This is a genomic window from Paenarthrobacter sp. CCNWLY172 (assembly GCF_037402035.1).
Classification (GTDB): domain Bacteria; phylum Actinomycetota; class Actinomycetes; order Actinomycetales; family Micrococcaceae; genus Arthrobacter.
The window spans coordinates 86,882-113,406 of sequence record NZ_JBBEGB010000005.1; the positions used below are offsets into that span (position 1 = coordinate 86,882).

The 26,525-nt window shown below is 60.4% G+C and carries 25 protein-coding genes; 14 read left to right on the top strand and 11 right to left on the bottom strand.

Translation table 11 applies throughout. The features are described 5' to 3' along the window. Positions 1–316 precede the first annotated feature (316 nt). On the bottom strand, positions 317–1,171 hold the full coding sequence (locus tag WBN73_RS09045) for an alpha/beta fold hydrolase (RefSeq protein ID WP_337340181.1): 855 nt from the start codon (positions 1,169–1,171) through the stop codon (positions 317–319). A gap of 250 nt (positions 1,172–1,421) precedes the next feature. Continuing rightward, entirely contained in the window at positions 1,422–1,802 is a 381-nt protein-coding gene (locus WBN73_RS09050) for a hypothetical protein (RefSeq protein WP_207595663.1), read from the bottom strand. Positions 1,803–2,228: 426 nt separating this feature from the next. Between WBN73_RS09050 and WBN73_RS09055 the strand changes: the two genes are divergently transcribed. The 5 genes from WBN73_RS09055 to WBN73_RS09075 all read left to right on the top strand — a co-directional run bounded on the left by WBN73_RS09055 (position 2,229) and on the right by WBN73_RS09075 (position 5,224). Beyond that, complete coding sequence (locus WBN73_RS09055) at positions 2,229–3,197, top strand: hypothetical protein (protein ID WP_337340180.1); 969 nt, start codon at positions 2,229–2,231, stop codon at positions 3,195–3,197. Positions 3,198–3,205: 8 nt separating this feature from the next. Further along, positions 3,206–3,463 carry a hypothetical protein gene (locus WBN73_RS09060; protein ID WP_207595661.1) on the top strand — a complete coding sequence of 86 codons (258 nt, stop codon included), beginning with the start codon at positions 3,206–3,208 and terminating at the stop codon, positions 3,461–3,463. A 324-nt stretch (positions 3,464–3,787) separates the two neighbouring features. After that, positions 3,788–4,330, top strand: a complete 543-nt coding sequence (locus tag WBN73_RS09065; RefSeq protein ID WP_337340179.1) for a GNAT family N-acetyltransferase — start codon at positions 3,788–3,790, stop codon at positions 4,328–4,330. A 299-nt stretch (positions 4,331–4,629) separates the two neighbouring features. Then, positions 4,630–4,932, top strand: coding sequence for a DUF2089 family protein (locus tag WBN73_RS09070; RefSeq protein ID WP_207595659.1), 303 nt, complete (start codon positions 4,630–4,632; stop codon positions 4,930–4,932). Further along, on the top strand, positions 4,919–5,224 hold the full coding sequence (locus WBN73_RS09075) for a hypothetical protein (protein ID WP_207595658.1): 306 nt from the start codon (positions 4,919–4,921) through the stop codon (positions 5,222–5,224). Before WBN73_RS09070 ends, WBN73_RS09075 begins: the two co-directional genes overlap by 14 nt. Before the next feature lie 93 nt (positions 5,225–5,317). Here the strand turns inward: WBN73_RS09075 and WBN73_RS09080 are convergent, their stop codons facing one another. Next, on the bottom strand, positions 5,318–5,482 hold the full coding sequence (locus WBN73_RS09080; RefSeq protein WP_207595657.1) for an aureocin A53 family class IId bacteriocin: 165 nt from the start codon (positions 5,480–5,482) through the stop codon (positions 5,318–5,320). Between the two features lie 618 nt (positions 5,483–6,100). On the opposite strand from WBN73_RS09080, the gene WBN73_RS09085 reads away from it, so the two are divergent. From WBN73_RS09085 to WBN73_RS09115, 7 genes are all read left to right on the top strand, one after another. Beyond that, positions 6,101–6,586, top strand: a complete 486-nt coding sequence (locus WBN73_RS09085; RefSeq protein WP_207595656.1) for a PH domain-containing protein — start codon at positions 6,101–6,103, stop codon at positions 6,584–6,586. Positions 6,587–6,638: 52 nt separating this feature from the next. Further along, positions 6,639–8,117: a PH domain-containing protein gene (locus WBN73_RS09090; protein WP_337340178.1), complete on the top strand. Its 1,479-nt coding sequence runs from the start codon at positions 6,639–6,641 to the stop codon at positions 8,115–8,117. Continuing rightward, entirely contained in the window at positions 8,092–9,003 is a 912-nt protein-coding gene (locus WBN73_RS09095) for an ATP-binding cassette domain-containing protein (protein WP_207595654.1), read from the top strand. Before WBN73_RS09090 ends, WBN73_RS09095 begins: the two co-directional genes overlap by 26 nt. After that, positions 8,996–9,844, top strand: coding sequence for a hypothetical protein (locus WBN73_RS09100; RefSeq protein ID WP_337340177.1), 849 nt, complete (start codon positions 8,996–8,998; stop codon positions 9,842–9,844). The genes WBN73_RS09095 and WBN73_RS09100 overlap by 8 nt, the downstream gene beginning before the upstream one ends. A gap of 57 nt (positions 9,845–9,901) precedes the next feature. Continuing rightward, a complete protein-coding gene (locus tag WBN73_RS09105; RefSeq protein WP_207595652.1) occupies positions 9,902–10,126 on the top strand; it encodes a hypothetical protein in 225 nt (74 codons plus the stop codon). A gap of 496 nt (positions 10,127–10,622) precedes the next feature. Next, complete coding sequence (locus WBN73_RS09110; protein WP_337340176.1) at positions 10,623–10,781, top strand: hypothetical protein; 159 nt, start codon at positions 10,623–10,625, stop codon at positions 10,779–10,781. 275 nt (positions 10,782–11,056) lie between these two features. Continuing rightward, positions 11,057–15,031 (top strand): carbohydrate binding domain-containing protein, encoded by a 3,975-nt coding sequence (locus WBN73_RS09115; RefSeq protein ID WP_337340175.1) that lies wholly within the window; start codon positions 11,057–11,059, stop codon positions 15,029–15,031. Positions 15,032–15,105: 74 nt separating this feature from the next. Here the strand turns inward: WBN73_RS09115 and WBN73_RS09120 are convergent, their stop codons facing one another. The 8 genes from WBN73_RS09120 to WBN73_RS09155 all read right to left on the bottom strand — a co-directional run bounded on the left by WBN73_RS09120 (position 15,106) and on the right by WBN73_RS09155 (position 24,463). Then, positions 15,106–16,050, bottom strand: a complete 945-nt coding sequence (locus tag WBN73_RS09120) for an N-acetylglucosamine kinase (RefSeq protein ID WP_443193256.1) — start codon at positions 16,048–16,050, stop codon at positions 15,106–15,108. A gap of 34 nt (positions 16,051–16,084) precedes the next feature. Beyond that, the gene (gene manA, locus WBN73_RS09125; protein WP_337340173.1) at positions 16,085–17,350 is read right to left on the bottom strand and encodes a mannose-6-phosphate isomerase, class I; all 1,266 of its coding nucleotides are present in this window, start codon (positions 17,348–17,350) and stop codon (positions 16,085–16,087) included. Between the two features lie 3 nt (positions 17,351–17,353). Then, entirely contained in the window at positions 17,354–19,444 is a 2,091-nt protein-coding gene (locus tag WBN73_RS09130; RefSeq protein ID WP_337340172.1) for an alpha-galactosidase, read from the bottom strand. 1 nt (position 19,445) lies between these two features. Beyond that, a complete protein-coding gene (locus WBN73_RS09135) occupies positions 19,446–20,426 on the bottom strand; it encodes a hydroxyacid dehydrogenase (protein ID WP_337340171.1) in 981 nt (326 codons plus the stop codon). A gap of 65 nt (positions 20,427–20,491) precedes the next feature. Continuing rightward, on the bottom strand, positions 20,492–21,337 hold the full coding sequence (locus WBN73_RS09140) for a sugar phosphate isomerase/epimerase family protein (protein WP_337340170.1): 846 nt from the start codon (positions 21,335–21,337) through the stop codon (positions 20,492–20,494). 30 nt (positions 21,338–21,367) lie between these two features. Further along, entirely contained in the window at positions 21,368–22,237 is an 870-nt protein-coding gene (locus tag WBN73_RS09145; RefSeq protein WP_337340169.1) for a carbohydrate ABC transporter permease, read from the bottom strand. Next, positions 22,230–23,189: a carbohydrate ABC transporter permease gene (locus WBN73_RS09150; protein WP_337340168.1), complete on the bottom strand. Its 960-nt coding sequence runs from the start codon at positions 23,187–23,189 to the stop codon at positions 22,230–22,232. Before WBN73_RS09150 ends, WBN73_RS09145 begins: the two co-directional genes overlap by 8 nt. After that, the gene (locus WBN73_RS09155) at positions 23,186–24,463 is read right to left on the bottom strand and encodes an extracellular solute-binding protein (protein WP_337340167.1); all 1,278 of its coding nucleotides are present in this window, start codon (positions 24,461–24,463) and stop codon (positions 23,186–23,188) included. Before WBN73_RS09155 ends, WBN73_RS09150 begins: the two co-directional genes overlap by 4 nt. 158 nt (positions 24,464–24,621) lie before the next feature. Between WBN73_RS09155 and WBN73_RS09160 the strand changes: the two genes are divergently transcribed. Then, complete coding sequence (locus WBN73_RS09160; protein ID WP_337340166.1) at positions 24,622–25,245, top strand: DUF624 domain-containing protein; 624 nt, start codon at positions 24,622–24,624, stop codon at positions 25,243–25,245. A gap of 39 nt (positions 25,246–25,284) precedes the next feature. Then, positions 25,285–26,337, top strand: coding sequence for a LacI family DNA-binding transcriptional regulator (locus WBN73_RS09165; RefSeq protein ID WP_337340165.1), 1,053 nt, complete (start codon positions 25,285–25,287; stop codon positions 26,335–26,337). Positions 26,338–26,525 lie beyond the last annotated feature (188 nt).

Below are 26,525 nucleotides of genomic sequence, written 5' to 3' on the forward strand. Positions count from 1 at the left end.
GACAGGAGCGCCCTGAAGCAGCGGCGAGGAAACGCCAAAATTGCGGCAGCTCTCACCGCCCGAGTCTAACCAGCCAATGAGACCTGGCGGTAGCTCACATCTCGTAACCCTTGGGATAAAGAGACGTCTCACTGATGTAGCTCTGCTCCCCTGCGCAGCTTGCCATTCTGAACCCCGGCGAGACTTGCGACTAAGTGTTTCGAGATCGGTGATCATCGTTAGTTACAAGACAGGCTCGTCACCCGATATTGGCGGTGCAGTCGGATGTGCCATTTCGTTCCAGCCTTCTTTTCAGTTGCAGAACGGAACGGTGCAGTTAAAGGAATCCCAGCAAGGCGGAGGATAACTCGTCCGGGACTTCCTCGGCCATGTGGTGCCCTGAATCGATGCCGTAGCCGCGAGCATCGATCGCCCACCGCTCCCAGACCCTGAGCGGATCGCCGTAGAGATCTACAAGGTCGTCCCGGAGCGACCAGAGCAGCAACAGGGGCACGGTAACTGCCCTTCCCGCCTGCCTGTCGGCTTCCTCATGCTGCCGGTCGATGGTCACGCCCGCCCGGTAATCTTCAAGCATGGCCCGCACCGTGTCCGGGTTATGGATCGCCCTGCGCCACTCATCGTAGTTTTCCTGCCCCATTGCCGCCGCGCTCCCGCCATACCAGCTGTCCGGATCTGCCATGATCACCCGTTCCGGGATATCTGGCTGGGCGTAGAAGAACCAATGCCACCACTTTGTAGCGAACCTCGCATCGGCCCTGGCTAGATGCTCGCTGATGGGGATGCAATCGAGCAGGGCGACCTTGGAGACCGTTCCGGGATAATCCAAGACCAGTCGCAGCGCAGTGTAGCTGCCCCGGTCATGTCCCACGAGCCTAAATTGCTCGTGACCCAGTTCCGCCATAAGTGCGACCATGTGCCGGGCGGTCGCGCGCTTTGAATGGGCTGCATGGTCCACTGTCGGGGCCGGTTTGCTCGACTGTCCGTAACCCGGGAGGTCGGGGCAAACGACACTGAATCCCGCGTTCAACAGTTGAGGAGCGACCCGATGCCATGTAGCGGACGTGCGCGGATGCCCGTGAAGCAACAGAACCGGTGGGCCTTCGCCACCATAACGGACAAACAGACTGCACGACCCGACGTCGATGTGGCGTTCCTCGAAACCCTCAAACATGCCACCATCCTGCCCCCGCAAAAGGAAAACCCACGAACCCCACACTGCCAGACCCTGAGGCCAGTCCCCCGTCCTTGGAACCAGGACAAGGCAGGTTACGGGGCTGGCCGCTCAGTTTTCAGAGGAAGCCTGAGGGGGTGGGGCTAGGGGCGATGAGTGCGTCAGTCGATAGCCCCCATCAGTGCCGCGACTTAGACAATAAGAGGATGGGGATAGACAGTGCGTTATCCCCATCCTCTTATTGATCTTCCTAGGCTGCCGAAGCCACCCAACCTGAGCAACCATAGATGCCAGTGCCGGCGCTTCGGTTGTTAAGGCACGCCCGGACGTAAACGGTCCCTCGCAGGCCGCTGCTTTGAGCTTGGGCCTGCTCGCCGCTTCCCTGACTGTTGGTCAGCGTCGCAATGTAGGTAGTCCCGTTCGAAACATACCTGAGCTGCGCCACAGATGAGACGCCATCTACGCGGGTGTCCCGGCTCGTTAGGACGTTAGTGGACGAGTTGTAGTAGGCGTAGGACCCGGTCACCGAAGCCGCTGCACTGGCGGAGGCCATAGGCGCCGTGGCTAGCCCCGAGATTGCAATAGCGCCCGCGGCTGCAGCGCCGGAAAGAGCCAATCGTGATTTACGCATGTCGTAATTCCTTCCCCAGAATTTTTAGTGAATTACTGGCATCACACCCGCCCCAAGAATGTGTTGGCGATCACACCGCGAAGCCGTTCTGAGTCTCAAGTGACCGCTATCCTTTGTCAAGTCAAGCGCCCTTTCTCTTGGCGCGGTCTCCGGAGGTCAGGTCGCGTTCAGGGCTTCCCAGCCGGATGTCCCACTTCCTTAGAAGTGGAACACCAAGCCAGCTCGTGCGGCAGCGTCCGCTGTTACTGTCGCATCCCGTAGAGCTAGAAAGGGCGTGCTGCTTCTAGAACCGGGAGACCCAAAGTGGATATTGCAAGCCATCCCATTTCAAAAGACGCCACCGCTGACTACAGAAGTCGTCTGCACTGCGATTGTGTACCGTAAGCGGACCATCAATCGCTCATACGCGCTTGACTTTACAACTGCGTGAAAAACGTGAAGGGTGTGAGTTCCGGCAGCGCGGGAATCAACCCGCCCCGGCACATGGGGGAGAGTTTTTTGAAAAAATCGATGTTTAGCTTTGCACGCCCGGCCGGCGTTGCTATCGCAATTTCTCTGATCCTCAGCGCGGGGAGCCTACCAGCGCAGGCGTCGCCTGGGGAAGCAAACGAAGCGACTAACGACTCGGCTGTTTCGATCGTGAATGAAGCGTTAAAGGCCGATGACGGCTTGGTTCCAAAGGACTCCATTACCGGAAGCGCTCCGGCGATCGCAGGGGCACTACCGGCCCCGGAAGGAACAGGTGCCACAGGCAAACAGGTTGATGTGGCAATCAAGGCGCAGGATGAAGATGATTCCGTGTCGAAAATCGGTGATGATTCATCAAGCCTGATAACCGTTCTACGGCACGGTGATAAGGCCTTCTTCGACTTGGAAATCCCGGATGGCTACACGCCGTCCCTGCAGACCGACGGCTCAGTACTTCTCAAAGACAACGAGTCAAGCCTTCTGTACCCGTTCATCAAATCCCCCTGGGCTTTGGATGCGAACGGTAAGAAACTAGCTACTAACTACGAAATCGTTGGCAGGACACTAATCCAGCACGTAAACACCGAAGGGGCTCAGTACCCCATCGTTGCCGATCCGAGTATCCAATGGATTCCATACCCCATCATCGCTATGTGGGGTTATGAAGCCCACGCCATCGGTGCGAGCCTTGGCACGATCCTGGCTGCAGGCGCCGGCGGCGGCTGCATGCTTTCGCTGGTTGGCGGAATCCCTGGACGTATCTTCGCCATGGTCTGCGGAATTGTTGGATTCTCCGGAGCGAAAGACGTCATGAGGCACATCTCCTCAATGTGGGCCTCCAACGGACTGAACGCCACCACCTGCTATGGATTCCCCGTTACTGGCCGAGGCGGCCAAACGGTCCAGCCCGCACGCGACTGCCAATAGGGGCCACCATGAAAGAGAACATCAAGAACTTCAGGGTCCCATACCTGCTGTTACTCATCCTCGGAGTGGTGATAATGCTGACCACCGGTGACTTGACGCCCGAATGGAAGATCGGCTTCACCGTATGGGGTTCCCTCCCGTTCTTCATCAATGAAGTGCGGCTATGGCGCCAGCGACGCTTGACCGCGGAACTCTCCCGATCCCAGGAGAATAGTTCCAAGAGCGCCGCTGATATACGTCATGCCTACCGGGACCCCACTCACTGACACTGACCAACATGCGATCGCGGTCGAAACCCATAACGGCACCAGCCCCGGACGAGAGCTCATCGTTCAACCCCTGATGCCGATACGCACACTCGCATATCGCGTATTCGGTTAGGACTCTTCGTTTTCTTCTAAACCAGATCCGCCTAAGCAGAAGGAGGAGGCCTCCGAGGCCTCCTCCTTCTGCTTGTCTTTTTCCTCCTGGCGCAGACGTATCACCTGTCGCCACCAAAGGGAAAGACGCTATCCCATTTCCTTGGACGTGGGACGGTGGCAGTTTCGGTATCTCCCCCGCTGCCCGGGGGCTCCGCGTAGAGTCTGAGGATGAATCCTCTGGAGCAGCCTGTACTCGTTGCGCCCCCTTACAGGCTCCGCCCATTTACGGCAGCCGATGTTCCTGTGGTCCAGGAAGCCTCGAGCGATCCACTAATTCCTGCCATCACGACGGTCCCCGCCAGCGGTTCACGCCAGGCAGCTCTGACCTTCATCGAAAGACAGCACCAACGCTTAGTTGATGGCACCGGGTACTCCTTCGCTATTGCTGATTCCTCCTCTGATCAGGCGGTTGGCCAAATCGGGCTGTGGCTGAAGAACCTCAGCCAAGGCCGGGCGAGCATTGGCTATTGGGTGGCGCCAAGTCATCGGGGGAAGGGAGCTGCTTCCTCTGCTTTAGGTGCCCTCGCCGCCTGGGGTCTTGCGCAACCCGGGATTCATCGATTGGAACTCTACGTCGAGCCTTGGAATGAGGGCTCCTGGCGCGCAGCCGAGCGCAGCGGGTTCGTACGGGAAGGGACGATGAGGAGCTGGCTAGAGATTGGCGGCCAGCGCAAGGACATGTACATGTACTCGCGCCTTCCTGCTCGCTAGGAATCACGCTACGCAGACCTCGCTGCCCTGCCGTGGTTTCGGTGTTCCACTTCCTTGGAATTGGGACAATTCCCGATCAGAGACGCCGGACCTACATTGAGCGACGCAAATCGAATGGACTCTAGGTTCCGCCGATGTCGCACCCGTCGAGCCGGGGTCCGGCACTGGACCCATGCACGGGCCTGCAACCCCACAGCACCTGATAGTTGCGCCGAGCAGAGGACATCCTGCCTGCTTGGAGGTGGGCAGGCACAACTCGGGACTTGAATAATATTAAAGATGGCTTTAACATTATTCACATGGAGACCAACGCGTGGATGGACGAGTTGAGCGAGAGCGACCTCGGCTTCATCAGATCCATGATTCTTCACTCCGGCTCCCTTAAGGCCTTGGCCTCTGAATACGGCGTCTCATACCCGACAGTGCGTAGCCGCTTGGACAAGATCATCGAGAAAATACAGGTAGCCGAGAGCACGAGCGTTGATGAGTTCTCACAGAAAGTTTTTGCCATGGCCATCGAAGGACGCATAACCCGTGATGCTGCCAAGCGCATAATAGAATTGCACCATAAACAATCAGGGGGAAATTATGGACAACATTAATCCAACGATAGCCACTCTTTGCCTCATTGCCATTGCTGCAGTGCACCGGTTTATCCTGTCAAACCGCCGGCAAAAGTTCCTCGGAGCAATCATTCCGATCCTCTGGCTCATCGCCGCTGTGATCCTGGCCGCCAACGGCATTCTGTCCGGGCCAGGGGCGTGGATAAGCGCAGTTGTCGTCATGGTCGGGCTGCTAGTTATTTGGTGGTCCGGCCAGGTGTCTTACCGGAAGCGTCTTGACAGCGAAAATGCCCGGATTGACAGCGTCAATGCGAGCAGGTCATTGAGTTAGAGGCGCTAGTAGATGGGTGGCGGTGCCTCCGCGGCCGTCGGAGACACCCCCACCCATCAAGGTCTGGACTGCAGTTCCAGACCAAACACGTGACTAGTTGATGCCCAGGATTTCGAGGATCCGGTTGATGATGGCGTCGACAGCCAAACCGTCACGGATCCACTGGTAGATGCGGCTGGAATTAGCCCAAACCCAGTCAACGACACGCTGGCCGTAGCGAGCGGCAGCCTGAGCAACGCGAAGCAGAATTGCAAACATTTTGTTCCTATCGTCATGATTGATAGGAGGACTAAGTGCCGTTTTGAAATTAGCCGTTCATCCCCCAATGAATGACAAGAACCGCGCCTTCGAAAATCGATGTCACCCTTCGGCGACCCCCCAATTCGATTCTTCGACTCAAGCCACTACGGAAGCTACCAGCATCGAACCGGCTTTCGCAAGTGCATTAGTAAAACCCTTTTAGGTTCCCCTCATTCATCGGATCACTTCTCTACGAATTCCGTATGACTTGACGCCGCATCGATTTTGTTACATGGAATTTTCCACCTACCGCTTGACTTGACACTTTTGAAATAAGAGATATTTAGGGATTTACCTCTGGTTTTGGTTCACCGTTTAGTGCGTGTAGGCTCCGACTAGCTATTTACGTTAGGAATTGGGGATCGTAATCGTGACAGCTTCTTGCTGCCCTGCGGATTTACCGCTGCAGCGCCTTCCTTCCTGCGCGTCCCACACGCCGCGCACCGGTTCCATCTCATCTGCACCTGTGGGCGTTGACCGCGGCCCCGCATCTCGCGCCTCTGTCAGGTCCGGGAACTTGCCTGTACGCGTAGTGGACCGCCTGGCCGTACACGTCTCACTCCCGGGAGCGTGCTGGTGAACGGGGATATCCCGGCTGACCACACGTTGGATCCGGGCATCGTGTCATGTTGGCGTGCAGCGGCGACCACGTCAGCGGGCGTCTTCCTCTGCCTGCTGGCGTTGCTCTGCTATCTGGCGCCGGCCTCCATCGTGCTTGTTCTGGCCGTCTGCGCCGCGGCTCTGACTGTTGCGCTGACTGCCGTTGACCTTCTTTGGCTGATCCCGCTGCGGGCCCGTTATTTCCGGTACGCGCTCACCGAGCGTGGTGTCGAGATCCACACGGGCCGTTTTTTGTATCGGCGGATTCTGATCCCGTACCACCAGGTGCTCTACACGAACGTCCGACGCGGGCCTCTCCTGCGCAAATACGGGCTCGAATCTCTGCAAATAGGGACACTCGGGGAACGATTCACGGTGCCGGGTCTAAAGTCTGATGTCATAGAGCACATCGAAGAGACCCTGGTCAGCCGCTCAGCGGGGCAGTATGTGGCATCGGAATAGCCCTCGCCTGATTCTCGCCCGGGCGTTTAAAGCCCTCATCCCAACCGTGGTGATGTCACTGATCCTCTGGACCCTGCACTCGCGTTTTGATCATGCCGCAGTCCACACCGGCGTCGTGATCTTCAGCGTCTACTACGGTTTGACCCGCCTAAGTCTGCTGTTCTCGACCTGGATTTCCGTTCGTTGGCGAGTAGAGGACAACACCCTCGTGTACCGAACCGGTCTCTTGTTCGGCAATGTACTCCGCGTACCGCTCGTTTCACTCGTAGGTGCCGACGTCCGACAAGACAGGTATGAGCGCATAACCGGCGTCCACCACCTCAGCATCGAGACCAAATCGGCGGCGCATGAAGCTCTCGAATTCCATGCCCTCACATCACCCCAACTGAGCGAACTGCTCACCCTGACCGGCGTGACACTTCCGCCACCGGAAGCAAAAGCACCCACCGACACCGAGCCCGAGAAGGTCTCCTCCCCGGCCGCAGAACACCGGGAACCTGAAGCCGAGGGCAAAGCCATCGACTTCAAGCTGACTCCTGGAAAGATGCTTGCCATATCCATCACTTATGGCAAGTACCTGCTGCTTGTTCCGGTGCTTTACGGTCTCTACAACCGACTTGGCGAAGTAATCACGCTCCCTGTGCCCCAGGAACTGGAGAAGGTTTATGCCGGGATCGGCCTCGGGGCGCAGCTCGGCGTACTCACGGTCTTTCTCGTCGTGGCAGTGGCCTACGGCTATGGACTGACATGTCTCATTTACAGCAAATTCCGCATAGCATCCGCCGAAGACAGCCTCAACGTCTCCCGGGGCTTCTTCACCACCCAGAAGTACCAGATAAAGACCTCTGACGTGGATACCCTCCATATCGACCAAAACCTCTTCATGCGGATCAGCGGCCTGCATAGAATTTCCGTCACCTCACGCTCCAGGACAGACAGCAACCGCCGAAGAATCGTGTTCCCCGTCCTCTCCCGCCGCGACGTTGACTCCCACGTCCGCCTGTACCTCCCGCGTTTCGACTTGAAGTCACCACTGATAACGGTCAGGTCGAACGTCGGGATTTCGTTGGTTCTGGTGACGACCAAACTGTCCATAGGACTGATAGCGGCCCTAACGCTTGCCGCCCTAACAGATTCAGTGCCCTTCGCACGCTACGGAGGGATCGCGGCTATTGCACTGCTCACCGCGGCATCGGTAAACCGCACACACCGGACCCTTAGAGTTTCCGCCGTGAACAGCCAGATCCACCTGGGCTGGGGGCTCTGGACAAGCCGGCACTGGATCTTCGATTCGCGGAACATTGTTGCCCTCAAATCAACGCAACCGCCGATTCGCTTCCTGCCCTCCAAAGTGACCGTCTCCTTCAAAGACGGAGGCCAATTGCCCAGGAGCTTTGCCCTCCTGCTACAACGCCGGCAGGCAACAGCGCTGCTGAATGCACTGGAACCTGCCCTCGGCCCCGAACATTCACCCGTCCCGACGTCCGTACAGACAAGGCCTACATATGATCACTGTCCAATCCCTCAGTAAGTCCTACGGGCCCAACAAAGTCCTGACGGACGTGTCCTTCACTGTCGAACAAGGCAAAATCACCGGGTTTCTCGGCCCTAACGGTGCTGGAAAAACGACCACCATGAGGGCAATACTCGGCCTCGAACAACCCGACGCAGGATCAACATCAATCGATGGAACCCCTTATCCACAGCTGAGCAACCCGTTCCGAACAGTTGGGTCCCTTCTGGACACCAGATGGCTCATTCCCGGCCTCAGCATCCAGCACCAGGCTGAGGTGGTGGCCAAGAGCCTCGGCGTCAGCTCCGCCAACGTCAAAACAATGCTCGAAGAAGTCGGACTCGGCTCAGTGCCGCGACGGAGAGTCAGGGAACTCTCCCTGGGAATGCGGCAGCGTCTCGGGCTCGGCCTGGCACTGCTGGGCCGGCCCACAAATTACATTTTCGACGAACCCATCAATGGACTGGATCCGGACGGCATCATCTGGTTCCGGGAACTCGCACAGAAACTCGCCTCCGAAGGCTCAGCGATCCTTTTGTCATCACACTTGATGTCCGAAATGGAACTGACAGCCGACAGGATCGTGATCCTCCACCAAGGCAGAATCCTCACCGATACCGATCTCAGCGGCCTCCAAAAACTTGCCCGAAGCAAAGTCATCGTCCGCGCAAATGACCCACGAAGCCTCGCAGCTGCATTTCCCGGAGACCTCGTAGAACACCTTCCCAACACCAATGACGGGCTTGCGATCTACGACACCTCCACACGCGAAGTATTCACGAAGGCCAGAGACGCCGGCGTTCTCCTGGATGAACTCCGCAACGAAAGAGTGTCACTGGAATCCGTGTACCGCCAGATGACACAACACACGAACGCCAGAGAGGACGTGGCAAGCCATGTCTAGCCAAACAACCAGTCAAGCGCCCATCAGCCTGACATCCGCCGGGGTCCTGCTGCCCCAACGCTTCGCCTGGCTGCTCCAAGCGGAACTCAAGAAATACCTCTCACTCACAGCCATCAGAGTTCTGCTGATCCTTAGTTTCGTCCTCACCATCGCCACCAGTACCATCACGGCATGGGCGATCAAGGCCCTCGCGGACGGCTCCGAAAACATCAGCCAAACCAGCATTGCCGAAACGGTGGCCGTGGCCCCGACTGCGGGAGTCGAACTGGGGTCCGTATTCCTTGTCATAGCAGCCATCCTCGCCATCACCACCGAATACACCCATGGAAGCATCAACTTCACCAACACCCTCGCGCCAAAACGCGGGCAGACTCTTCTGGCCAAAACTACCGTCGGCTTCCTCATCGCATTCGGCACCGCAGCCCTGGCCTGCCTCATTTCCCTGGGCATCACAGCCCTCATCGTCGGCTCCGACTACGACCGCACAATCCTAAACCCCGAGCTCTGGGGCTCAGTAGCAGCAGCTGCGCTGGCGGCAGGACTGTTGTCCGTATTCGGGACCGGGCTGGGATACCTTACCCGTTCCGGGGCGGGCTCAATTTTTTCCTTCATGGGTCTCATGTGGGGCGTTCCCATAGTCTTGGCATCAGCCAGTCTCATGGGAATCGCCTGGGCCGAGAAACTAGCCGCATACTTCCCCGGTGCGCTGCTCACAGCAGCGAGATCAACCACCAACACTGACCCGGGAACTATTCAATACCCACTCGTAGCCCTCTTGGTTCTCGCCGCTTGGTCAGCCGTGTCACTTGCCCTAGGAAATCTGCGCGCACGCCAAGTCTGAGGGCCCGGAACACCAACGGCTACAACTTGAACACTCAACGGTGAAGATACGGACAAGATGAAGTGGTATCGATACGTCGACAAGGTCTTGTTCGTCGCTTCCTTCCTCCCGCTAGTGCTGTCTCTATGGCCTTTCTGGCAGGGGATCCTGCTGCCCCTGATCGTGCTGATCCCCTTCTCCATCAACGAGGTCATTATCGACCGGCGTGAAAAGCAGGCCGCCGAGGACCGGACGGTGCAGCCCACGCGACGATCCACGCTGGCCCACGCTTACCGCGACTAGACCGAATGCAAGGACCATGAACGGGCGAAAGGCCGGCACCAGATCCAATCTGGTGCCGGCCTCTTTTCTTCTTGGAAAGCCGCTAGGAACCCCGACGAACGGACGTGCAGACAACCGCATGGGCAGGCGCTTATTACATCAACTGCAAGCCGTCCCGGAGGCCGGGCTGGTACGGCAGGTTTCTGTCCCGCCTGATTTCCCCCAATTCCAGGCGGGACTTCTGGCTTAGCCCGCGAGCAGCAGACTGAGAAACGACCTGACCCTACTTCAGAGCGAACTACAGCTACGGCTCAGCAAAGGCGTGAGAGCATCACGAGTCCTGACACATCCACGGTGGCACAACATCCCTGTAGTAGTCCGCTATGTTCGCCGGGCTGCGGTGTCCCATTTCCTCAGAATTGGTACGCATTCATGCTGGGACATTCCCTCAGCGCACGCCTGTATCAAATGCCGGTTCCTGCAAGTCGACCCGGCTCAAAGCGGCAGGATAGAAGCGATGACCTCTAACGCGGAAGAGCGTATGGAAGAGGCCAAACAGCACCAGTGGCTCGGCGAGGTGAGCGCTTTGGAGGAGAGCCTCTTACACCTGCGGCGACGTCGGGATGAAATGCTGGCCCAGGGCCGGAAGGCGACTCCGGTTCCGGAACAATATTGACCTCCATTTATTCCACGGGGTCCTTTCCAAGTCGGTAAGGTCTCACGGGGCTGACTAGGTCGTCGACCGGAACCAATAGGACTTAAATTCACTGCCCCTTGCCCAGGCGCGGTCTCCACACTACTGTGATATCGATATCAGTGATCCAAGTCATGTTTTGGATGCGCTTAGGCCAGCCTGCGTCGAATATCGTCCCGAATCACGAACGAAGGGGTTCACCTTTGAGATACCCAGCCTTATGCCGCCCATTAGGCGGAGCCTTGGCACTATGCCTATTGATCGGCCCAGGAACAGCTGCCGCTACGGCGGCGATGCCGCAAGCGCCGGGGACCGATGTGTCCTCCGGCTTGGAGATACCGGGAGGCTCTTTCGAGGAAGCGGCCATCCCCGCCCTGTCCGGTGGGTGGTCGGCCAGTGGTCCAGGCTCGGCGCTTACTGACTCGGCGTCCGCGCGAACGGGACAATACGGGGCCCGAATAGCCTCGGTATCGGACACGGATCCCACGATCCTGTCCTCTCCCGAGGTGAAGCTGAAGAAGGCCAGTAACGTCGTGTATTTCCGTGCGATGCTCCGCCCTGTTGAAGGGTCTCCGCGGGTAGAACTGCATGTGAGGTTTACGGCGGCGAACGGCACGGAGATCAACCAGCAGGTAGCCAGGGCGACGGCATTGAAGACCGGCGCCTGGGCTGAGCTGAGCACGACGGCGGCCATCCCCTCGGATGCCAAGAACGTGCAGGTGTTTGTGCAGGTTCTGGGCGCCGGTTCGGTTGACGTTGACGACGTCTCGTCCGATGTACGCCAGAGGCGCGAGCTAGTGCCGAACGGTGGCGCCGAAACCCTGACGGCACCGGCGCCGGCTGCACCGACCGGCTGGACAGCGGCATCGACACAGTGGGAGCCTTTGGTGGTTCCTAACCCGTCGGCCGAAGCGGGTGCTTCGACGCCGGAGAACTGGAAGACGTTCAACTACGCCACTACCAAAGCGGCCATGGTGTGGGACACCAGCGTGGCGCACACCGGGTCCAAGTCCCTGCGGATCGACGGAGTACCAGGAAGTATCGGGGACTGGCAGCAGATCAACTATGCGCCCGTCACACCCGGAACGTATAGGTTCGGGTTCTGGGTCAAAGGCCAGAACGTCGCGGCGGGGGATATCCGCCCGATCGTTATTTTCCGGAACGCAAACGGCCAGACAGTGGGAGGGGACAAAATTGTCCAGAACACTGTGACCAACTCTGACTGGACCTACGTCGAATCCGTGCTGACAGCTCCAACCGGTGCAGTCTCAGTCCGAATCGACTACCGCCTGTACAACGGCGGAACCGCCTGGTTTGACGACGTCTCGATCGCCCGGCAGGTGACCGCTGATGGGGTTGCCCAGGGCAATACCGCCGGAGCGGATTCAGGGACGGCCAAAGCGGGAAAGAACTCCCTGACCCTGATCAACCAGTCCGAGGGTGACCAGTCCGTGTTGGAATCGGCTCCCTTCCCCGTCGAACGACTCGCAGGATATGACCTGTCGGCCGCGGTGAAGACCGCCCTGACCGGTGCCAAGGCAATTGCCGGCCTGAAATACCTCGACGCCAACGGACGGACCCTCAGCGAACAACTCACCGGCCCCGTGGAAGGCACAACTGACTGGGGTAGCGCAAAGGTACAGGCCTTCCCGCCGGCGGCGGCTACCGACGCCAAAGCATTTGTCCGCCTCGCCGGTAAAGGGCAGGCATGGTTCGATGACATCTCCTTGATCCGGAGCACAGTAATCAATGCCGCCATCAACCCCAATATCGCACGCCCCTCCCTGCTCTTGGGCGCCAAAGACGTCAATGCCCTGAAGGACCGGGTGAAGAATGGAGTCGTGGGGGACGAGTACCAGCGGCAACTGTCCCTGTCGGACAAATGGACCACGCAGCAACTGACCGACCCGTCATACCTGGCCAATCCCCTCCGCGCGCAAAGCAACATCTACACTGTCCCCGCCGGGGCCACGAAGATGCGCCTCTCGGCGGAGTTTGCTGGCAAGGGATCGATGATGGTCGACGGGGTTAGCCTCACGTCCCTGGCCAACAACCAGCCCCTGACCATCCCTGACAACAGCTTTGAAAACTTCGGATCAGGTACAAGCGGCTGGGCGGCCACTTCAGGAACCACCGACGCAGTGGTGACCAAGACCACCGAATGGGCTTTCGCCGATGCCGCGTCCTTGCAGTACGCCGGTGCTTCGGCCGCCAGTAAGGCATCCGTGGCCCTTACACAGGAACTGCCTGCCACGCCGGGCGGACGCTACTCGCTGGCCGCCACGATCAGCCAGCGCGGACTGATCGAAGGCACCGGCCTGGTATGGACGGTTTCCTGCACCAACGATGCGGGAGCGAGTGTAGGTGCTGCCTATAAGGCACCCGCCTACAACTGGGACACCCACACCCGGTGGGATTCGCCCTTGTTCGAAGCAACCCAGGCAAGTGCCAACGTCTTTCTCGTCACGGGCAACGAGGAAGCGGCGAAGAAAGCGATTCTTGGCCTGAAATACCTGGTTGGTGAATCCGTGTGGGGCATGACCTACGCCCTGACAACAGGTGGCAAACCGAACGGCGAAGACGGGTACGGAGCAGTCCACTTCGGCCGCGCCATGGGAGGCTTCGCACAAGCACTCGATCTGGTGATCAATTCCAAGTCGATGAGCGAGACTGACCGCGCATGGCTCACAGACCGACTCGGCTGGATGCAGGACACCCAGATGAACCTGGCCTACTACGACCACTCCACGGACGCTGGACGGATCTCCAACTGGAACCTTGACCGCGCCATCGGCGTCGGAATGGTCAGCATGGCTCTGCCCAACCTCACCTCGTCTTCCGTTTACCGGGGCCACGCCCAAGGAGAAGTCCGCTGGACGCTGGATAACGTCGTTGGTGACGACGGAGCCTTCCCTGAAACCATCCGCTACCACGCGGCTCCGTTGGTGAGGCTCGTGCCCTTCGTCCAGGCGCTGAAACGGGCAGGAGGCACCGACATGGTCAACGATCCGAAGCTGAAAAAGATGCATTCCTTCCTGATCAACGTCCAGACGCCGGTGGACTCGACCAACACCGCAGCTCCTGGAACCGTCCTGATGCCAGCCATCGGAGACGCGGACTACAACGAGAAGCCGTACCGCATCCTCGGCTGGAACGCCTCCCTGTACAAGGAATCGGACCCGGAATTGTCAGCCACCATGCAATGGACCTGGCAGCGGGCCGGCTCACCGGTAGCCGACACCGGAGCCAACCCCTGGGCTCTGCCGCCGCTGCTGAACACCGACCCAGGACTGCCGGCCAAGGCCCCGAACCTGACATCCTCGGCTATTGAGAGCGTCGGTTACGACATTCTCCGCGACAAGGGAGGCACAGCTGACGAAAACTACCTAATCATGTCCGACACCCCGCGCCCGCTCGGCCATAACCACGATGACCGTACCGGGTTCTCGCTCTGGGGAAAGTCGGTCCCGCTGGCCCTGGATTCAGGCACCGGAGGCTACTTCAACGGTGACAACGTCTGGTTCAACAGCGCGGCCGCGCACAATGTTGTCCAGTTCCAGACCGAAGGCACCTGGCAGGGAACGGCCCCGACTGTCACCACGCCCATCCGTTACTACTCTGACAAAGTGGACGTCATCCAGACCGGCGGGGCAACACCAGGCGCGACGGACTACCAGCGCAACGTCATCCAGCTCAAAGGCGGCTTCAACTCCTACCTGGTCTGGGACCGCATCAAGTCCGCAGCCCCGAGCCGGTTCAACCTCCACACCCTGACCACCTCGGTCGACCAGGCACCGGGTAAGCTCACGGCCCACGGCTACCAGGGCGTGGATCTGGATGTTCACCTGCTCGGTGCCGCACAGCCCACCGTCACCTTGGACACCGGACGCGTGTCCGGGGACTGGCCGCAAAAAAACCAGCAATGGATCCAACTGGGCCAAGCGGCAGGGACCGACCACACCGTCCTGATGCACCCCCGGGCCGCGGACGCCAAAGCGATCGAAACCATCGAACACCGGACCGGCTCGGCTACCTTGAAGGCCTTCGAACTGGTCGCCGCCAACGGAGAACGAGCCATGGTGTTCCTCAACAGTGGAGACTCCAGCGTCCAGACCTCCTTGGATGTTCCCGGGCAGTGGTCTCCCGCCACAGCGGCCGAGAGCGGATCCCTTAATGGAACCACAGCGAATGTCGCAGCCCGCCAGGCACTGGTACTGCTGAAGACCAGCTAGCTCAGACCCAAACAGAAGAGGCTGGGTGAGACGGTATAAACCGTCTCACCCAGCCTCTTCCTATATGCGAAACGCTACGAGCTGCCGGGCTCTGAAAGGAGGTGGGTTACCCCGTACACCGGGTCCTGCGTCACGGGGCGGACATCGGTAATCCCTTTGTTGGCCAAGGCGTCACGGAATGCTGACTGCAGCCGGGGGACGTGCATGCCGAGTCCGCCACCGAGGATGACGGGGCCGGAGATTCCGAGTTGTGAGAGCGTCTGGGAGGTCAGGTCCGCCAGATCGATTCCGGCCTGTTCCAGGATGCGCCGGCTCGGCGCATGACCGGCCTCAGCGGCGTCGACGACCAATCGGGCCTGCTGGGCCCAGAAGCGGCGGCCTGTGCCGATCGAGTGGAACAAGGCAATGAGCTGGCTTGGTTCCGTCAGGTCGGATGCGCTCAGGAGCGCCCGGGTGAGCGGGTCGGGTTGGTGGCCTTGATTCATCCGGCGCAGGCTATGGCGCACCGCTTCGCGGCCAATCCAGTAGCCGCTTCCTTCATCCCCGAGCAGATAGCCCCAGCCCCCGGCCCGGCTTTCATCTCCTCGGGGGTTCCGGCCCCAGGCAGCGGAGCCCGTTCCTGCTATAACAGCCACTCCTGTGCTGACCTGCCCCGCAGCCAGGAGCAGTCGGGAGTCATGGACCACGGTTATCCGGGCTTCCGGAACGAAGGGGGCTATCAGTGCGCTCAGCTCGTCGGCGTCATGGGCCGTGTCTATCCCGCCGGCTCCGACGCAGACACGGTCAACAGGGCTGTGCCCGAGTTCCCTGAAGAGTTCCCCAAGGTTTGCCCGGGCGGTTTCGAGGCTGACGTTCTGGACGTTGGCGCTGCCCGTGATCGTTTCCTGCACCGCCTGGCCGTTATGGAAGCGGACTCCGTGGGTTTTGGTGCCTCCGATATCGAGCCCGATCACTGTTCCGGCGAGGCTGCTGCGGGTAGGGGAAATCGGTGCCTGGAAGGCTTGGTCTTTGGTGTAAATCACGGCTGTCCTTGAATGGGGGTGTGGAACCCGGTCACATGGCGGCCAGAGGTCCGGTGGAGCATGGGGGACCCGAGGTCGTCAGGAACGCCACGACAGGTTCGTCGCTGGCAGCGGTCATGCTGACTGACTGTTCGCTTGCGGTGAGGAAGGCGCTGTCCCCAGCGCCCAAGACCATCGAAGCTTGTGCTGTGTGCAGGGTGCTGGTGCCGGCCACGACGAGGATCACCGCCGGGGTGCCGTCCGGTAGATCAATGCTGTCCGCTCCCGGTTGCAGTTCGATACGGTGCAGTTGAAATTCGTCAAAGGGCGGGCTCCAGACGCGGTGGCCGTTCCGGGGACTGTCGGGTTCGAGCCGCGGAACGGGCAGGGGCGTGAAATCCACTGTCCGCAGGAGTTCGTCGACGTCGATGTATTTGGTGGTCAGTCCGCCGCGCAGGACGTTGTCCGAGGAGGCCATCACCTCAATGCCCAGCCCGTGGAGGTAAGCGTGGGTGTTTCCTGCAGGCAGGTAGACCGATTCGCCGGGCCGCAACGAGACTCTGTTAAGCATCAGCGAGATCAGGACCCCGGGGTCTGAAGGGTAGGCGTCGTTGAGCTGATGCGCCGTCTTGAGGGCCGATACGAACGGGCCCTCAGGAACACCTGTTGCAATCACTTCTGCTGTAGCGCGGACGGCTTCGGTCACCGACGGACCGCCCCGGATCAGCTGGCTGAAGGCCGATTTGATCGCTGTATGTTCGTCGTGTCCGCGAAGCGTTGTCCGGATCTGGTCGATGACCTCCGGAACCGGGATTGCGGAGGTTGTACAGAGAGCTGCCAACCCGTCGAAGATCGCCGCCGTTTGGGCTGCCGGACGAAAGCCGCACAGTGCCTCGAAATCGGTCAGGGCAACGATCATTTCGGGTTTGTGGTTCGGATCCTTGTAGTTGCGCTGCGTGGCGGTCAACGGGACGCCGGAGTCTTCTTCAGCTGCGAACCCTGCCGCAGCCTGTTCCTGCGTCGGGTGAACCTGGAGCGAGAGCGGGGACCCGGCGGCGAGCATCTTCATCAAAAATGGCAGCTGATCGCCGAAGGCTTTCCGGCACGCGGCGCCGAGAGTCGCCTCAGGTTCGGCAGCGATCAGCTCATCGAGTCTGGTGTCACCGCTGCCCGTCAGCGCGATCGACGGCGAACCAGCATGGGCTCCGAGCCACATTTCCGCCTCCGGCCTGCCGGTGGGAGTGAGGCCAAGATAGTCGGCCATCAGCGACGTCGAGCCCCACGCGTAGTCCCGGACGGTGTTTTTCAGTCTGTACATCCGCTAGGCCTTCTTGCCAGTCACAGCGAAGGTGCCAGCGGTCAGGGTTCCGGTGGGAGCTGAAAGTACAAGGTATCCGGAGCCATCCCATTTGGTCTCCATCGGCGTGGAAGCTCCGATCCATTCAACCGAAATCTCCTGGTCGGCCCAGCGCGGAAGATGGAGGGTCGCTTCGCTCGCCGGCCCGCCACGGTTCCACACCGTGACCAGGTCCCTGTTCGCTGTCTGAAGCCCGACGGACAACCATTGATCTGCCCAGGCCGGAATCCCAGATGGCCAGAAAGCGTCAGAGGTGGTGATCTCCGGAAGCAGTTGTTTGTGTGCGGTCACGGCGGTGCGGATGATGTCCAGTTGACTGGCGTCAACCCGGTCCACGAAACCGGAGAGACACATCCGCCCGAGCATGCCGGTGGCGAGCGTAAAGCGGAGCTGCTCGTCGGTCATTTCCGGCTGCGGGTAGGCCCAGTGCATTGCCTGTTCGGGCAGAACGCTGAAGAACGAGTTGGCAGCGATGGGAGGGTAGCGCAGCAGGTCCTGCTGGTCCGAGGTGGACTGCAGGTCGAGGCGGGACAGCAGGGCGTAGTCCTGACGCATCGCTCCGGACGCGCAGTTTTCGATGGTCAGTTGGTGGCGGGCTTTAACGCCGTCCAGCCATTCCAGATAGGCGCGGTTGTGTCCCAGGAGCCCGTCACCGGCCGAGCCGGCGTCGAGGTCTGTTCCTGGGCCTGAGGTGATGTTGTAGTCCAGCTTGAGGTATTCAACGCCGAAGTCGCGGACCAGCCGGTCCACGGTCTCATCCAGGTGTGCCCTGGACTCTGCGTGGCGGAAGTCCAGGTGGTATCGGCCGTGTTCGACGACACGCTGGCCGTGGCGCTGCAGGAACGCTTCGGACGGGAGCCTCTGGGCCATGGGGCTTCGGACGCCGACAACTTCGGGTTCGAGCCACATTCCGACGGCCATCCCCCGGGCGCGGATGGCGTCAGTGACTTCGCTCAGGCCGTTCGGGAAACGATCAGCGCAAGGCTCCCATTCGCCGACGGAATCCCACCAGTCCGTCTGATCGTCGAACCATCCGGCATCGATGCAGAAGGCGTCCGCGCCGGCTGCGGCTGCGCCCTCGATCAGGGGCAGGAGCTTTTCAGTGCTGGGGTTTCCCATGAGGGTGTTCATGAAGTCGTTGTAGACCACGGCCGGGCCTAAGAGCGCGGCGTTCCCGCGAAGGGCCCGGCGATGACGTGTCATTTCCTCCAGGGCACCCTCGAGTCCGGTTCTGCTCAGGGCGACCGTGGCGGGGACAGTAGTGAAGGACTCCTGGGGCAGCAAACGGTGCAACCATTGGTGCTGGTCATCGGAGGGTCCGAGCAGGGTCAGGTTCAGAGCATGGCGGGTTTCGCTAAGTTCCCAGGCCCACCCGCCGTTATGTTCGATCTGCCACATCCAGCACCAGTTATCGTCCTCGTCTACGAGAGCGCCGGTTGGAAGGGGGCCACCTGTTGACCAGGAGGTTGAGGCACGCAGGTAGTGGCCGCGCTGGTCCTGGTCGTGGAAGCGCAGATTCAGGTCCGGCAGGATGGCAGGAACGGGCTCGAGGGTCCATTGGTTTTCGCCAAGCCACTGGGAGGTCCCCGAGGCAAGTCGCAGGTTGTCCGGAATCACGGCACGGTTGCCGGCGAGAACCGGCAGTGCCAGGGACGTGACGGCCTGCAGGTGGAGAGGATGCTTGCCGGTGTTTCGCACCGTGGTCCTCGCTTGGAGCGCGCTGGCTCCGGTCACAGCCCGGAGAACAGTGACGGTTTCGACACCGGTCTCCGGGTCGCGCTGCTGCACTTCGAGGGTGTGCCACACGCCGTCCACGCTGCTTCGGTGGCCGGTATGGCGCAGCCGTTTGCCGAGCGCGGATTCGCCGTAACGTTGACTGGCTCTGGCCCGGCCTTCCTCCGTGGTGAGGATTTCAACCAGTGCAGTACCGGCGGAGGAAGGCTCTGCCGGTGCTTCGCCCGGATGAAGGTGGGTGATGCCCACGGGCTGATCGGGGCCGGCTGTCAGTGCTACGTGCAGTGTTCCGTTGGACCACGTGATCATGTTGGTTTCCACGTCAGGCCATCCTTGCGAGGTCGTTGAGTTGTACTGGGAATCGCAGGGATTCGCCTGCGGCAAAACGTTCGATTTCATCCAGGGCGTAGGCGGCCATCCGGTGCAGTTCGTTGCCCATCGACCCGGCGATGTGAGGGGTGAGCAGGACATTGGGCAGTTCGAACAAGGGGTGGCCGGCCGGAAGCGGTTCCGGGTTGGTGACATCAAGGAACGCATTGATGCGTCCGGTCTCCAGCTCGCGGACCAACGCGGACTGATCGACAAGGTCGCCGCGGGCAGTGTTGATAAGGGTGGCGCCGTTCTTCATGGCAGTCAGCTGGACAGTGCCGATCATCTTTTCCGTTTCCGGGAGGGCAGGGGCATGGAGGGAAACGACGTCGCTGCCCGCCATCAGCTCATCGAGCCCGGCGAGGCGGGCACCGAGGCGCTCGGCTTCGGAGGCCGTAATGGTTGGATCGTAAACCAGCACATCGAAGTCGAAAGGCTGGAGGCGCTCCAGGACCAGGCGACCGATGGTGGAAGCACCCACGATTCCCACCGTGCTGCCGTAGTTTCCGGTGTCCGGGAACTCCAGTTCGCGGTCGATTTTTGCCTGCCGGCTGGTATAGAGGTGGCTGGCAGCCATGGTTGACTTGCCGGCCATGAGGATCAGACCCAAGGTGAATTCGGCCACGGGCAGGGCATTGGCTTCCGCTGCGGTCGTGACGACGATGCCACGCTCCCAGCATTCAGGGGCCACATGGCCCTTGATGCTTCCGCCTGCGTGGGTGATGAGGCGCAGGCGTGGCATGCGAGCCAGAACCGGGGCATCAATCCGAGGGGAAAACCATCCGGTGAGAAGAACGTCGATCTCTTTGAGGACACTGTCCGGGACGTCGGAGAAGTCCTGAATGACGTGGCTGAAATCGCAGTCTCCGATGGATTCGAGGCGGGCCTGCAGGCGCTTGGAAAACAGGGCGTCCCTCAGGCCGGCATCCTGCATTGCCAGACCTATTCTCGGTCGAAACAGGGCCGGGGCCGGTTGGGCTCTGCTATGCAATGCTGCGTTCACTTTTCTTCTCCTCGCCAGTGCCGGTCCAGCCAGGTACGGGTGGATTTCAATGCCATATCCAGGGGGCGGGCTTCGGGGTACCATGCCTTTTCCCACTCGAGCGTGAGGACTCCTTGATACTTCCGGCTGATCAGCAGGTGGGCGAAATCCTCAAGGGGAAGATTTCCTTCGCCAAGAAGTACGGGCACACTTGCCGGAAGAGCTGCGTCCTTGACCTGCACCGTGCATTGGTCCGAGGCAAGCCACGGCCCCAGCGACTTCCAGGTCTCCGCGAGAGTCTCGCCGACCCGCCACGGGTGCAGAAGGTCCCATACGGCGCCGACGTTTCCCTCGACGCGCTGAAGGATCCGGGCGATGTCCGCGCCGGAGGGATGGGAATCGTGCGTTTCCAGAACGGGAAGGACGCCCAACGATTCGGCGTATCCGGCCACCGCGGTGAGCCGGCGGGCAGCACGTTCGTCCACCTCGACCACGGAGTCCAACAACGCCGGTGAGGTGGTGAATGAAGCAGGCATTGTCTCGGCACCGGGGAACACGCGCACCATGGCTGCCCCCAGGTCCCGCGCGAAGTCGATTGCATGGATGAGTTCGGCGATAACGGCTTCATCGTCACCGGCTGCAGCGACCCTGACGTAGCTTGCGATGGAGGTGACTTCCATCCCGGCAGCGTCAATCGTGTTTCGAAGTGCTCGGCGGCCCGCAACGTCCAGCTCCGGGTCGGCGGGTTCGCCGGTAGCCAACCTCAGTTCGATACCGGGGAATTGGACGTCTGTGAACCAGCCGAGCACAACGGGCAGTGGTGTTCCGGGCGCTCCCAAGGTGGAGGCCGACGGCGTGATCATGTGTTTCCTTGTGTGATGGGGGAAGCTGTCTCAGCCCTTGAGGCCGGCACTTGCCATGCCTTCAACGAAGCGACGCTGGGCAAAGATGAACAGAATGATCATGGGCAGGGTCGCCAGGGTAGCGCCAGCCATCAGATACGGCCACTGGACGTTCAACGGGTCTTGGGAGAAGATGGCCAGCCCGACCTGCAAAGGCCTGAGCTCGTCCGAGTTCGTCACGATCAAGGGCCACAGGAAGCTGTTCCAGGCCGCTTCGATCTGGAACACCCCGATGGTGACCAGCGCCGGTTTGATCAGCGGGGTCATGATCCGGAAGAAGATCCCGAACTCGCCGAGCCCATCGACCCGTGCCGCGTCGGCAAGTTCCGAGGGAAGCGTGACGTAGAACTGGCGAGCCAAGAACGTGTACAGCGGTGCGATGGCCAACGGGATGATCAGCGCCCACCACGTGTTCAACCAGCCGGTACCGCCCTGGCCGAAGATGTCGTTTCCGCCGAACAGGGGGATGGACTTCACCAGAAGGAACAGCGGTACCAGGATGATCTGGAATGGAACCATCATCAGGGCGATGAAGTAGTTCATGATGCCCTTCGCGCCCCGGATCGGTGCTTTCGCCAGCGCGTACCCGGCCATGGTGCAGAACACCAGGGTCAGGGCCGTTTCGCCGACGGTCAGGATCAGGCTGTTCCAGAAATAGCGGAGGAAGGGAGCGGCGTTCATCGCTTCAATGAAGTTGTTCCAGTGGAACTCGGTGGGGAGCCATGAGAACGTGCTGACTTCGCCGGTGGACTTCAGCGCGGTGAGGACCATCCAGATGAACGGGCAGACCATCAGTACGCTGCCGAGCAGCAACACCGCGTACAGGACCACTCGGCCGGGCGTGAGGTTCTTCTTACGCATCCTGGTTCTTCCTTTGCGAACGACCGCCCAGGTAGATGAAGGCCGCTACGAGTATGAGCATGATGACGGTTTCAGCGGACGCGTAGCCCAGCCGGAGACCTTCAAAGGCGTTGTTGTAAATATCGAAGGTTAGTACCGTGGTGGAATTGACGGGGCCGCCCTTGGTCATGACAAAGACGAGGTCGAAGACCTGGAAGGTCTGGACGATCGCTGTGATCAGCACGAAGTAGTGGGCCGGGCCGAGAGCTGGCCAGATCACGTTGCGGAATACCTGCCACCGGTTGGCGCCGTCAAGGTATGCCGCTTCCAGCAGTTCCTTGGAGACACCCTGCAGTGCGGCCAAATACACAATCATCTTGGCGCCAAGGCCCTGCCAAATACCGACGGCCATCAGGGCCGGCAACGCGGTTCCGGGGTCATTCAGCCACTCCGATCGTGCCATCCCGAAAAGACTGCCGACGGCGTTGGCCAGGCCGGCGCCTGGGTGGTAGATCCACAACCACACGGACGCGACAGCGACGGTGGCGGTAACGACCGGCAGGTAGTAGACCGTCCGGAAGAAGCCCAGTCCACGGATTTTCTGGTTCAGGCCAAGGGCGATGAGTAAAGCTAGGATCATGGCGAGGGGAACGACCGCGATCGTGTAAAGGATGGTGTTTCTCAGCGCAGCTTGGAAGCGGGCGTCCTGGAAGAGCTCCACGTAGTTCTCGGCACCTATGAATTGCCAGGCGCCCGAGAAATCGTAGTTGGTGAAGCTCAGGAAGACGGCGGCCAGGGCCGGAACTGCGAGGAAGAACGAAGAGTGCAGCAATGCGGGCGTCAGCAGCAACCAACCTGCCCGGGACTGCTGACGGGTCAGGCGCGAACCGTTCCGCCCTCTGGGGCGCGCGGTGTGGGCTTTGTCCCCACGTACCGCGCGCACCCGAGGCGTCTTTTCTTGGAGCGTGCTCACTTGGACTGCTGCTCCAGTGCGGTCAGCGTGTCCTGTGCTGACTTCTTTCCGAGCAGGGCGTCATCGAGGCTGGTGCCAAATGTTCCGCGCAGTTCCAGCCAGTTTGCCGCTCCGCCTTCGAACTTGGCATCACCCAGATTGGCGGCCACGAATGTGCTGGCCGGGTTCGACTTCACGACCTCGGAGTTCGAGGCGTCCTTGGCTGCCGGGACTGCGAAGTTCAGGGCAGCGATGTCGGCTTCTGCTTCCGGCTTGCTCAGCTCTTGGATGAAGTCCCATGCCGCGGCCTTGAGCTTGCTGGTCTTGCCGACAGAGGCGAGCTGTCCGCCGGTGAACATCGAGCCTTCTTTGTCCTTGAGGTTGAAGTAGACAAGATCGTCACAGACAGCCTTGCCGACGCCCTTGTCGGAGCAGTCGATGTAACCGCCGGTGAACCCCATTGCCGCCTCACCAGTGTTGACCAGCGGGGACTTGGCCGCGTTCTGGGCGCCATACTTCTGGACGTTGTTCACCATGCTCTTCATCCACTCAAGTGTCTGGACGCCTTCGGAGCCGGCGAACTGCGCATCGCCATCACCGTTGTAGAGCGGTTTTCCAAGGGATCCCAGCAGGGCCACGAAGTCCTGTCGGTATCCGCCGGGAGCGGCCCAGAAGTCGAAGCCGGCCTGGGTGATGTTCCCGGCCCCGTCCTTGACCGTCAGCTTCTCGGCAGCGGTCTTGATCTCAGCCATTGTTGTCGGCGGCTTGGACGGATCCAGACCAGCCTTCTCGAAAAGCGACTTACGCAATGCAAGTGGCTTAGGGCCTGCGATCAACGGAACAGCGTAAACCTTGCCCTTGAACTCAGATGCGGGGACGAGGGCCGGGTTCGAGGAACTTCCCAGCGAATCAGCCGTCGCCCCGAAGGTCGACAGATCTTCAAAGACGTTCTTCGCCGCGAAGGGCGGTACCCAGCCGATACCGGTCACCAGTACGTCATAGCCCTGGCCGCCTGCGATGGACGTCGAAATCTTCTGGTTCAACGTATCGAAGGTAGCGAAGTCCGGTTCGATCGTGACTTTCGGGTACTTGGCGTTGAAGGAGGCAACCACCTTTTCCAGTGCGGCTTTGCCTTCGTTGCTGGCAGGGTAGCTCGGGACGAGGACCCGCAACGTGCCAGTGACCTCGGCCGGGTTTGATGCCGGGGCGGTGGAAGTACCACCTGAGCCGCAGGCCCCTAGTGCCAGAGTGCCGGCCACTGCCAGCGCGAGAAATCCTGCACGTCGACGTGCCATATCAATCCTCCTGATTTAGCCATCCGGCATTGGATAGCGTGTGAAACCACTGTATGATATCGATATCAGAGATGCAAGTCACAGTACTCGGTTCCATAGAATGAGGGACCAGCGGGGCTCTGCAATCAGCAATGTCGCTGCAATGAACGGATGGATGCATGAAACAGCAGAAACGCCGGCCCCGAGGGACCGCCCTCCTGGCAGCGCTCGATGTCGTGGGGGATGTGCTGATCCTTCAACTGCTTTTCGTCGTCACGAGCCTGCCCCTGATCACGGTCGTTCCGGCTGCGATTGCCCTGCAGCGCGCCTTGCAGAAGACGGTGCTCGAAGACAGGCCAGGCGTTGCCCGGGCTTTCATGAGGGAGTTTTCCTGGGCATGGAACCGGGTGGGAAAGATCAGCTGGCCAGCGCCCTTTGTCGTCGCGGCCGCGGCGTTTTCCATTCTGTTCTGGCTCTCAACCCCGGGTGCTTTGGGCGCCGTGGCCCTCTGCGTGATCATCCCGCTCTGCGGCATCCTCGCCGCAGGTTATATTGCCTTGCTTGTGGCGGCAATGACGGCTGAAGACGGGACGACCAGACAGGGGTTGACCGACTTGACGCTCAGAATCATTCTTTCCAAGCCGCTGCCCCTCGCTGGGTGCGTGATTGCCTTGGCCACCTGGCTGCTCCTGATGCTGCGCGTTCCGACGTTGATCCCCTTGGGCAGCGGGTTGGTCCCCGCCATGCTCGCCTGGCTCATGGTTCGAAAGGCACCAAACACTGAAAGTCGTGTTTCGGGATAACCTCGCTGAAGACGCACACGGAAATTTCGAGGATCGACTATGAGAATCACCAAAGACACTCGCCAACCAGTCATTGCCGACGTTGCCCGCCTGGCAGGTGTGTCCGTACCAACGGTCTCGCGCGTCCTTACCGGAAACATTCCCGTCAGTGAGGGACTGCGCGCCCGGGTTGAGGCGGCAGTCAAGGAACTGAACTACCGTCCAAGCTCCGTTGCCCGTGCCCTGCGGAGTGGCGAACGGACCATGATCGCGATTTTTGCCGCCAGCACCTCGGCATACGGGTACGCGAACACGCTGGCAGGCATAGAAGAAGTCGCCCAAGCAGCCGGCTACACGGTAGTTATCTCAGCGGTGCGGTCACGGGAAGAAGCAGACGTCAAAGCCGCTCTCGAAGTTGCCCTGCAGCAACAACTGGCCGGCATCATCGTTCTGGACTTTGATCCGTCGGCAGCTGAGGTACTTAAACACCTTCCCGCCAGCATTCCAACCGTGGCAGCGTCAGGTTTCCCAACCGGCCAACCGGGCTACCCCTACGCATTCATCGATGAATACGCGGCAGGGCGGGAAGCTACAGAGCACCTGCTCAAGCTCGGCCACAAAACCGTTCACCACCTCGGACTCTTCCCGCTCACCCAATTCTCGGGAAGATACCAAGGCTGGCACGACGCGCTCACCGACGCAGGAATCACCCCTCCTGCCGTTCTTGAAGCATCACGCACCGCACGTTCCGGCTATGAGCAAGGGCTCCGGATAGCCGCCAACGCCGAAATCACAGCCGTGTTTTGCTCAAATGATGGGCTCGCTGTCGCTGCATTGCGAGCCCTTCACGAAAACGGCATACGGGTTCCTGAAGACGTCTCGATCATCGGCTGGGACAACCAGCCCTTCAGCGAATTCACCTGGCCGGCCCTCAGCACCGTGGCGCCAGACTTCAAAGATCTGGGCATCAGGGCCTTCAACCTCCTCAAGCAGCGCCTTGCCGGCGAAGAAAAAGTGCCCGACTCCATAACCGGCCCGGTCCTGCTCCAACGGGAATCCACCGCCAAGGCCGCCAGCCGCACAAAAACAGGCTCCGCCCCCGACAAAGTCTGAACGATAGCCTACGGGCGGCAGCTCGGAACCGACTTCCACGAGTGTCACCCTTGACAGTGTTCAGTGAATGTACCCGTCCCATTTCCGTTCTAAGAGCAGTTCCCCTGGCAGTGCGCCGCTAGCTGGCATGGACTCCACGGCGCGGGCCAGCGCAACCTGCACCGGAGGCACGAGGCCATCCGGGAGGC